Origin of the sequence: Nissabacter archeti (genome assembly GCF_018257325.1) — a bacterium.
Lineage (GTDB): Bacteria > Pseudomonadota > Gammaproteobacteria > Enterobacterales > Enterobacteriaceae > Chimaeribacter > Chimaeribacter arupi.
The window spans coordinates 19,990-27,108 of sequence record NZ_JAERKB010000025.1 but is presented as its reverse complement, the minus strand read 5'-3'; the positions used below and the strand labels follow the sequence as shown (position 1 = coordinate 27,108).

The window sequence follows — 7,119 nt, the reverse complement described above, 5'->3', positions numbered from 1 at the left end:
GGCGTATATTACGCTTTCCTCTTTCAGAGTCAACCTCTTTTTCAGAAGTTTTTTCTCTTGTTTTCTCTCTTCCCGGCTGCTTGTGAAGTGAATCACTTGCGCCGTGTCGATGGAGGCGCATTATAGGGAGTTCCGCGCAGCCCGCAACAGGTATTTTGCAGAAAAGTGGTCGTTTGCTGCATTCCACAGCAAAACCCGGCCTTATACCTCTTTTTACACAAACTTATCCACAACCGCATTCTGAGGCCAAATTTTACGAGCACCACGCAATCGTTTTCGCTACAATTCCAGCGCGCTGTTAATGACGTTCTACTGGCTGCCCCTGTGGGGGCGTTATCTGAATAGTGCCCGCTTTTCTTTATTCCCGGGCAGAATTCACATAACGCTCTTTATTGAGACTCCAAAGCCAAGGGATAAAACCACCATGCAACAACGTCGTCCTATTCGCCGCGCATTGCTCAGCGTTTCTGATAAAGCCGGTATCACCGAATTCGCCCAAGCATTGTCTCAACGTGGGGTTGAATTACTCTCTACAGGCGGAACCGCCCGCCTGCTGGCAGACGCCGGTCTGCCGGTCACTGAAGTTTCTGACTATACCGGTTTCCCGGAGATGATGGACGGGCGCGTCAAAACCCTGCATCCGAAAGTGCATGGCGGCATTCTGGGCCGTCGTGGCCAGGATGATGAGGTAATGCAACAGCATGCCATTGCCCCAATCGACATGGTGGTGGTTAACCTTTATCCCTTTGCCCAGACCGTTGCCGACCCGGACTGCTCCCTGGCAGATGCGGTTGAGAATATCGATATCGGCGGGCCGACGATGGTGCGCTCTGCGGCCAAGAACCATAACGATGTCGCGATTGTGGTAAAGAGCAGTGACTATCTGGCCATCCTGCGTGAGATGGATGACAACGAGAATGCCCTGACGCTCGAGACCCGTTTCGATCTGGCTATCAAAGCGTTTGAGCACACCGCGGCTTACGACAGCATGATCGCCAACTATTTCGGTACGCTGGTTCCGGCCTACCACGGCGACAGCCAGGAGCCGTCCGGCCAGTTCCCACGCACGCTGAATCTGAACTACATCAAAAAGCAGGATATGCGTTACGGTGAGAACAGCCACCAGAAAGCCGCCTTCTATATAGAAGAAGAGATCAAGGAAGCGTCTGTCGCGACCGCCGAGCAGTTACAGGGCAAAGCGCTCTCCTATAACAATATCGCGGATACCGATGCGGCGCTGGAGTGTGTGAAGGAGTTCAGTGAGCCGGCCTGCGTTATCGTCAAGCACGCCAACCCCTGTGGTGTGGCAATCGGCAGCTCTCTGCTGGACGCTTATGAACGCGCCTATAAAACGGACCCGACCTCAGCTTTCGGCGGCATTATTGCGTTTAACCGGGAGCTGGACGCAGAAACAGCCAAAGCGATCATCAGCCGTCAGTTTGTGGAAGTGATTATCGCCCCGTCTGTCAGCGCTGAAGCTCTGGCCCTGACCGCCAGCAAACAGAATGTCCGTGTCTTGCAGTGTGGTGAATGGACAAGCCGCACCACCGCACTGGATTTCAAACGCGTCAATGGCGGCCTGCTGGTACAGGATCGCGATCTGGGCATGGTGGCCGCCCGTGATTTACGCGTGGTGTCCCAGCGTCAGCCTACTGAGCAGGAGCTGCGTGACGCGCTGTTCTGCTGGAAAGTGGCCAAGTTCGTCAAATCCAATGCCATCGTTTATGCGCGTGATAATGTGACCATCGGTATCGGCGCAGGCCAGATGAGCCGCGTGTACTCGGCGAAAATTGCTGGTATTAAAGCCGCAGATGAAGGGTTGGAAGTCAAAGGGTCGGTCATGGCGTCTGACGCCTTCTTCCCCTTCCGTGACGGTATTGATGCCGCAGCGGCCGTAGGGGTGACCTGCGTGATCCAGCCGGGCGGCTCTATCCGTGACGACGAGGTGATTGCGGCCGCTAATGAACATGGCATCGCCATGCTGTTCACCGACATGCGCCATTTCCGCCACTAGTTTTTACTGCGGGTGCATGAGGCACCCGCCGCTCCGGAGTTATTACATGAACATCTTGATTATCGGTAACGGCGGCCGCGAACATGCGCTGGCCTGGAAAGCCTCCCAATCCCCGCTGGCGGATACCGTTTATGTCGCACCGGGCAACGCCGGAACGGCATTGGAACCTCTGTTGGTGAATGTGGATATCGCGGCGACGGACATTGACGGCCTGCTGGCGTTTGCCAAAGCCAATGATATCGGCCTGACGGTTGTCGGCCCGGAAGCCCCGCTGGTGATCGGCGTGGTGGATGCCTTCCGCGCGGCCGGCCTGAAAATTTTTGGCCCGACACAAGCTGCCGCCCAACTGGAAGGGTCGAAAGCCTTTACCAAGGATTTCCTGGCGCGCCATCAGATCCCAACAGCGGAATACCATAACTTCACCGAGGTTGAGCCGGCGCTGGCGTATGTACGCAGCAAAGGTGCACCTATCGTCATTAAAGCGGATGGGCTGGCAGCCGGTAAAGGCGTCATCGTGGCGATGACCCTGGAAGAAGCCGAAGCGGCCGTCACTGACATGCTGGCAGGCAATGCATTTGGCAACGCGGGCCACCGTATTGTGGTGGAAGAGTTCCTGGACGGTGAGGAAGCCAGCTTTATCGTCATGGTGGACGGTGAGCATGTGCTGCCGATGGCGACCAGCCAGGACCACAAGCGCGTGGGTGATGGTGATACCGGCCCGAACACCGGCGGTATGGGGGCGTACTCCCCTGCCCCGGTCGTGTCAGAAGAAATCCACCAGCGCATTATGGAACAGGTCATCTGGCCAACCGTGCGCGGCATGGCGGCGGAAGGCAACACCTATACCGGTTTCCTGTATGCCGGGCTGATGATTTCCGCCGAAGGCCAGCCCAAGGTGATTGAGTTCAACTGCCGCTTTGGCGACCCGGAAACCCAGCCGATCATGCTGCGCCTGCGTTCTGACCTGGTGGAGCTGTGCCTGGCCGGTGCAGAAGGCAAACTGGGTGGCAAAAGCTCTGACTGGGACGAGCGCCCGGCACTGGGCGTAGTGCTGGCCGCCGGTGGCTATCCGGGCAACTATGCCAATGGCGACATCATCCACGGCCTGCCGCTGGAAGAAGTCTCAGACGGCAAAGTGTTCCATGCCGGTACACGCTTGCAGGATGAGCGGGTGGTGACCAACGGCGGGCGAGTGCTGTGCGTGACGGCGCTGGGTGCCACCGTGGCAGCGGCGCAACACCGGGCATACCAGCTGGCAGAGGGGATTCAGTGGGAAGGCAGTTTCTGCCGCCGGGACATCGGCTACCGCGCCATTGCCCGCGAAAGCCAGTCACGCTGATTCGCGATACCCGGTATCTGACAGGGCGCTTCGGCGCCTTTTTTATTTTGCAGGCCTTCTTTATTCAGTAGAAGGCAGTAAGCAGAACAGCGCGTTACAACTCACCCGCTTTCGGTTCCCAGCGGCAGAAGTCTTCATTGGCCACCAGCAGCAGTTCAGTGCCTTCCGGCGCGCTCAGCCATGCCAGCCCAAGGCGATCGTTCGCCTGACTTGCCCGTTTTGCCAGCCATATCTGTGAATAGGTACCAAACTGGGGTTTTACGGTTTCCCCATGACAGGCGGTGATGACGCCCTGGTTCCAGCGCCCCTGCATCAGGTTGACTTGCCCGGCCCGCAGCGTTTCGCTTAACTCCAGCACTGCACGCGCCTGATACTTATAGCGCTCAATATCATCTGCAGAGAGTTTCACGCGGCCGGATGCACTCTGGCGCTGCATAAAGCTGACATTGCCCTCGGGGTCAACACGCAGCTGCACGGTTTCGGTGTCAGGGCCATCGTGGGTGTCATGGGTGTTGCGGACATAACGCGTTTCGCGGATCTGGCTGAGGTGGTTGTCCTGATAGTCGTAGCGCGTGACGACGGTCTCTTTGCCGCGGTAAGGACTGTAGACATTGATCAGCGTTTGCGGATGGTTCTGGTCATCATCCTGGCGCCAGAGCCGGTTAATGCCCTGATCGGCAATATACCCGCTGGCGGTGAAGGTAGGCGGTTCGGTATGGAAGCTACAGCCCGCCAGGCCGGTTGCCAGCAAAGCGGCAAACAGGCTGCGGCGGGCAAACAAAAGGGGCGTCATCGCCCCCCTGTTTATTCTTTTCACAGATGCGCGGTTACGATTACTTAACTGCGTCTTTCAGTGCTTTGCCAGAAACGAAAGCCGGAACGTTTGCAGCAGCGATTTTGATTTCGTTGCCTGTCTGCGGGTTGCGGCCGGTGCGCTCGCTACGATGGTTTACCTTGAAAGTCCCGAAGCCAACCAATTGTACAGCATCACCCTCTTTCAGAGACTCAGTAATCGCGGTCAGGGTTGATTCCAGTGCGGCTTTAGCCTGAGCCTTGGAGAGATCAGCCTTGTCTGCGATTACATCAATCAGTTGAGTCTTATTCATAAGTTATCCTTACAGTGTGTTTATCGTTTGCAAAGCATCGAGTGCGACGGATATGCCGATGGACAGCACTCTCCTGCATACACGCACCGATAGCCACTTTTTTTACGCCCCCCAAATGTAGACCAGACAGGGTGCGGATGTGAAGCCTTAAGGCACGACAAATCAGGCGTTAAATCACGTTTTGTTGCCTTATTGCGTTAAATTTATCCCAATGTTGCTAACCGCTGCTTCGCGCAGGTCAGAACGTAACCCCTTGATCAGATCTAAATCGCGCTCTTCACAATCGGCTAACAGACGGAAAATTTCCCATTGGATATCCCACTCTTCCTCGACTGCCGGCAATACTTTCAGCTCGGCGTCGGTCATCTCTTTACCTGCCTGTGTCATTTCCAGCATGGCGACAGTGCGGATCGAGGTTTCGCTGATTGCAACAGCATGAGAGTAAGTCTCGCCGCTAAGCCGCGAGTGGATAAGTTCCCCTAACGCGATACACGCGTCGATTGCGGGGTAAACGCCGTAAAGATCGTACTCTTCTGCCGACGGGATAGCTTCTTCCAGCTTCTCCAGTTGGCTGTCAAAATTAACTTTTGCGTCTTTGACGACTAATGTTTCCCAAACCAGATCCAAAATACGGCGGTAGACCTGCGGATCACCAAATTCGGTCTGCAGGCAGAACATTTGATAGTTGGGGTACATACGCTCGCACAGGCTCGCCATAAAGGTGACGTGCTGCCAGCTTTCCAGCTTTTCAAGCCGCAAATGGATCGGGTTTTGTAACATGTTCAGTTCTCATTAATGTTGCTGCGCGGCAGTGTACCCGAAAATTTCCCGGAACCCTATTCCTCGATTCCTAAAGCGGGCGGTAACGCCTGCCAGCGCTGAAAAGCCGGGCGGTTTGACGCCACGGCGTCCGCCCAGCGGGTCGGTTCCGGCAGCCGGTAACCGCGCATACAACGCTCAACCCACATCAGCGCGCTGTCAGTGCTGACGCGGTGGCCGGTGGCAACAAACAGCGGGTTACAGCGCACTTTACTGCGCCACACCCAGGCAAGCTGCTCACCTTTGTCCATCAGCGGCTGCTTCGCACCGACTTCCGGCCCCAGCGGCTCGAATTTGCCGCACAGGCGCTTTTTCGCGACCCCGATCGTCGGCACATCCACCAGCAGGCCAAAGTGGCTGGCAACGCCCAGCCGCCGCGGGTGGGAGATGCCGTGGCCATCGACGAACAGCAGATCCGGCTTTTGCTGCAACTTCTCCCAGGCGGCGAGCAACGCCGGGTACTCACGGAATGACAGGAAACCCGGAATATAGGGCATGGTGGTGTTGATGCGGGCGATATGGTACTCCACCAGCTCCAGCGAGGGGTAACGCAACAGCGCAATGGCGGCGCGCGTCACTTCCCCTTCCTGCTCAAACCCCACGTCCGCCCCGGCAATGAAAGCCGGCTGGTCAAACGAATAATCATCATGGCGGATCACCTCCGCCGCCTTAATTATCTGCTGCTGGCGCAATTCCTGAGTATCAATCAAACCTGCTCCTTATTGGTGGTACTTACCTGACAAGGCGTGTACCGCATTAACGAATGTGCCGGCATGTTCCGGTGGCACATCCAGATGGATACCGTGGCCAAGGTTAAACACATGGCCCTCTCCGTGCCCAAAGCCCGCCAGAATGGTTTCGACCTCTTCCTCAATGCGTGCCGGGGGCGCATAAAGCATAGACGGATCCATATTGCCTTGCAGCGCAACCTTGTCGCCTACCCGGCGGCGCGCGTCTGCGATATCAGTGGTCCAGTCCAGCCCCAGCGCGTCACAGCCGGTCGCGGCCATCGCTTCCAGCCATTGCCCACCGCCTTTGGTGAACAGCGTGACCGGCACACGGCGGCCTTCGTTTTCACGAATCAGCCCATCGACGATTTTATGCATGTAGTGCAGGGAGAAGGTGAGGTAATCACGCCCGGTCAGCACGCCGCCCCAGGTATCAAACACCATCACGGATTGCGCCCCGGCTTTGATTTGGGCATTCAGGTAGAGGATCACGCTGTCCGCCAGTTTATCCAGCATCAGGTGCAGGGTCGCCGGCTCGGCATACATCATCTTTTTCAGTTTGGTGAACGCCTTGCTGCTGCCGCCTTCCACCATATAGGTCGCCAGCGTCCACGGGCTGCCGGAGAAGCCGATCAGCGGCACCTGGCCTTCCAGGTTATGGCGGATGGTGCGCACGGCGTTCATCACATACCCCAGCTCCTGTTCCGGATCGGGGATCGGCAACTTTTCAACATCGGCCCGGCAGGTCACCGGGTGGGCGAAGCGCGGGCCTTCGCCGGCTTCAAAGTGCAGGCCCAGCCCCATCGCATCAGGGATGGTCAGGATGTCGGAGAACAGGATCGCGGCGTCCAGCGGGAAACGGCGCAGCGGCTGCAATGTCACTTCACACGCCAGCTCGGCGTTTTTGCACAGCGACATAAAATCACCTGCCTGCGCACGGGTTGCCTTGTACTCCGGCAAATACCGCCCGGCCTGGCGCATCATCCAGACAGGGGTAACATCGACCGGCTGACGCAACAGGGCACGCAGATAGCGATCGTTCTTCAACTCTTTCATGTAAGGCTCCTCATTAATCCGCCGGCATTTTATCACGCGGAGTCTGTATCACGCGGA

General features: G+C 57.1%; 7 protein-coding genes. 2 read left to right on the top strand and 5 right to left on the bottom strand.

What is annotated here, in order from left to right; all coding sequences use genetic code 11:
- Positions 1 to 424 precede the first annotated feature (424 nt).
- Positions 425 to 2,014, top strand: a complete 1,590-nt coding sequence (purH, locus tag JK232_RS22600) for a bifunctional phosphoribosylaminoimidazolecarboxamide formyltransferase/IMP cyclohydrolase (protein WP_079205350.1) — start codon at positions 425 to 427, stop codon at positions 2,012 to 2,014.
- Between the two features lie 46 nt (positions 2,015 to 2,060).
- A complete protein-coding gene (purD, locus tag JK232_RS22595; RefSeq protein WP_101836160.1) occupies positions 2,061 to 3,353 on the top strand; it encodes a phosphoribosylamine--glycine ligase in 1,293 nt (430 codons plus the stop codon).
- 94 nt (positions 3,354 to 3,447) lie between these two features.
- Here purD and JK232_RS22590 read toward each other — a convergent pair whose 3' ends face one another.
- The 5 genes from JK232_RS22590 to hemE all read right to left on the bottom strand — a co-directional run bounded on the left by JK232_RS22590 (position 3,448) and on the right by hemE (position 7,062).
- A complete protein-coding gene (locus JK232_RS22590; RefSeq protein ID WP_072933608.1) occupies positions 3,448 to 4,146 on the bottom strand; it encodes a DUF1481 domain-containing protein in 699 nt (232 codons plus the stop codon).
- 40 nt (positions 4,147 to 4,186) lie between these two features.
- The gene (gene hupA, locus JK232_RS22585; RefSeq protein WP_072933606.1) at positions 4,187 to 4,459 is read right to left on the bottom strand and encodes a nucleoid-associated protein HU-alpha; all 273 of its coding nucleotides are present in this window, start codon (positions 4,457 to 4,459) and stop codon (positions 4,187 to 4,189) included.
- A gap of 189 nt (positions 4,460 to 4,648) precedes the next feature.
- Entirely contained in the window at positions 4,649 to 5,239 is a 591-nt protein-coding gene (locus tag JK232_RS22580; RefSeq protein ID WP_072933604.1) for a YjaG family protein, read from the bottom strand.
- 56 nt (positions 5,240 to 5,295) lie between these two features.
- The gene (gene nfi, locus JK232_RS22575) at positions 5,296 to 5,985 is read right to left on the bottom strand and encodes a deoxyribonuclease V (RefSeq protein WP_072933613.1); all 690 of its coding nucleotides are present in this window, start codon (positions 5,983 to 5,985) and stop codon (positions 5,296 to 5,298) included.
- 12 nt (positions 5,986 to 5,997) lie between these two features.
- Complete coding sequence (gene hemE / locus JK232_RS22570; RefSeq protein ID WP_072933602.1) at positions 5,998 to 7,062, bottom strand: uroporphyrinogen decarboxylase; 1,065 nt, start codon at positions 7,060 to 7,062, stop codon at positions 5,998 to 6,000.
- Between the last annotated feature and the right edge of the window lie 57 nt (positions 7,063 to 7,119).

Excerpts from the sequence above, each read along its gene's own strand:
- hupA (WP_072933606.1), bottom strand. The coding sequence starts at position 4,459 with ATGAATAAGACTCAACTGATTGATGTAATCGCAGACAAGGCTGATCTC.
- purD (WP_101836160.1), top strand. The coding sequence starts at position 2,061 with ATGAACATCTTGATTATCGGTAACGGCGGCCGCGAACATGCGCTGGCC.
- purH (WP_079205350.1), top strand. The coding sequence starts at position 425 with ATGCAACAACGTCGTCCTATTCGCCGCGCATTGCTCAGCGTTTCTGAT.
- JK232_RS22590 (WP_072933608.1), bottom strand. The coding sequence starts at position 4,146 with ATGACGCCCCTTTTGTTTGCCCGCCGCAGCCTGTTTGCCGCTTTGCTG.
- JK232_RS22580 (WP_072933604.1), bottom strand. The coding sequence starts at position 5,239 with ATGTTACAAAACCCGATCCATTTGCGGCTTGAAAAGCTGGAAAGCTGG.
- hemE (WP_072933602.1), bottom strand. The coding sequence starts at position 7,062 with ATGAAAGAGTTGAAGAACGATCGCTATCTGCGTGCCCTGTTGCGTCAG.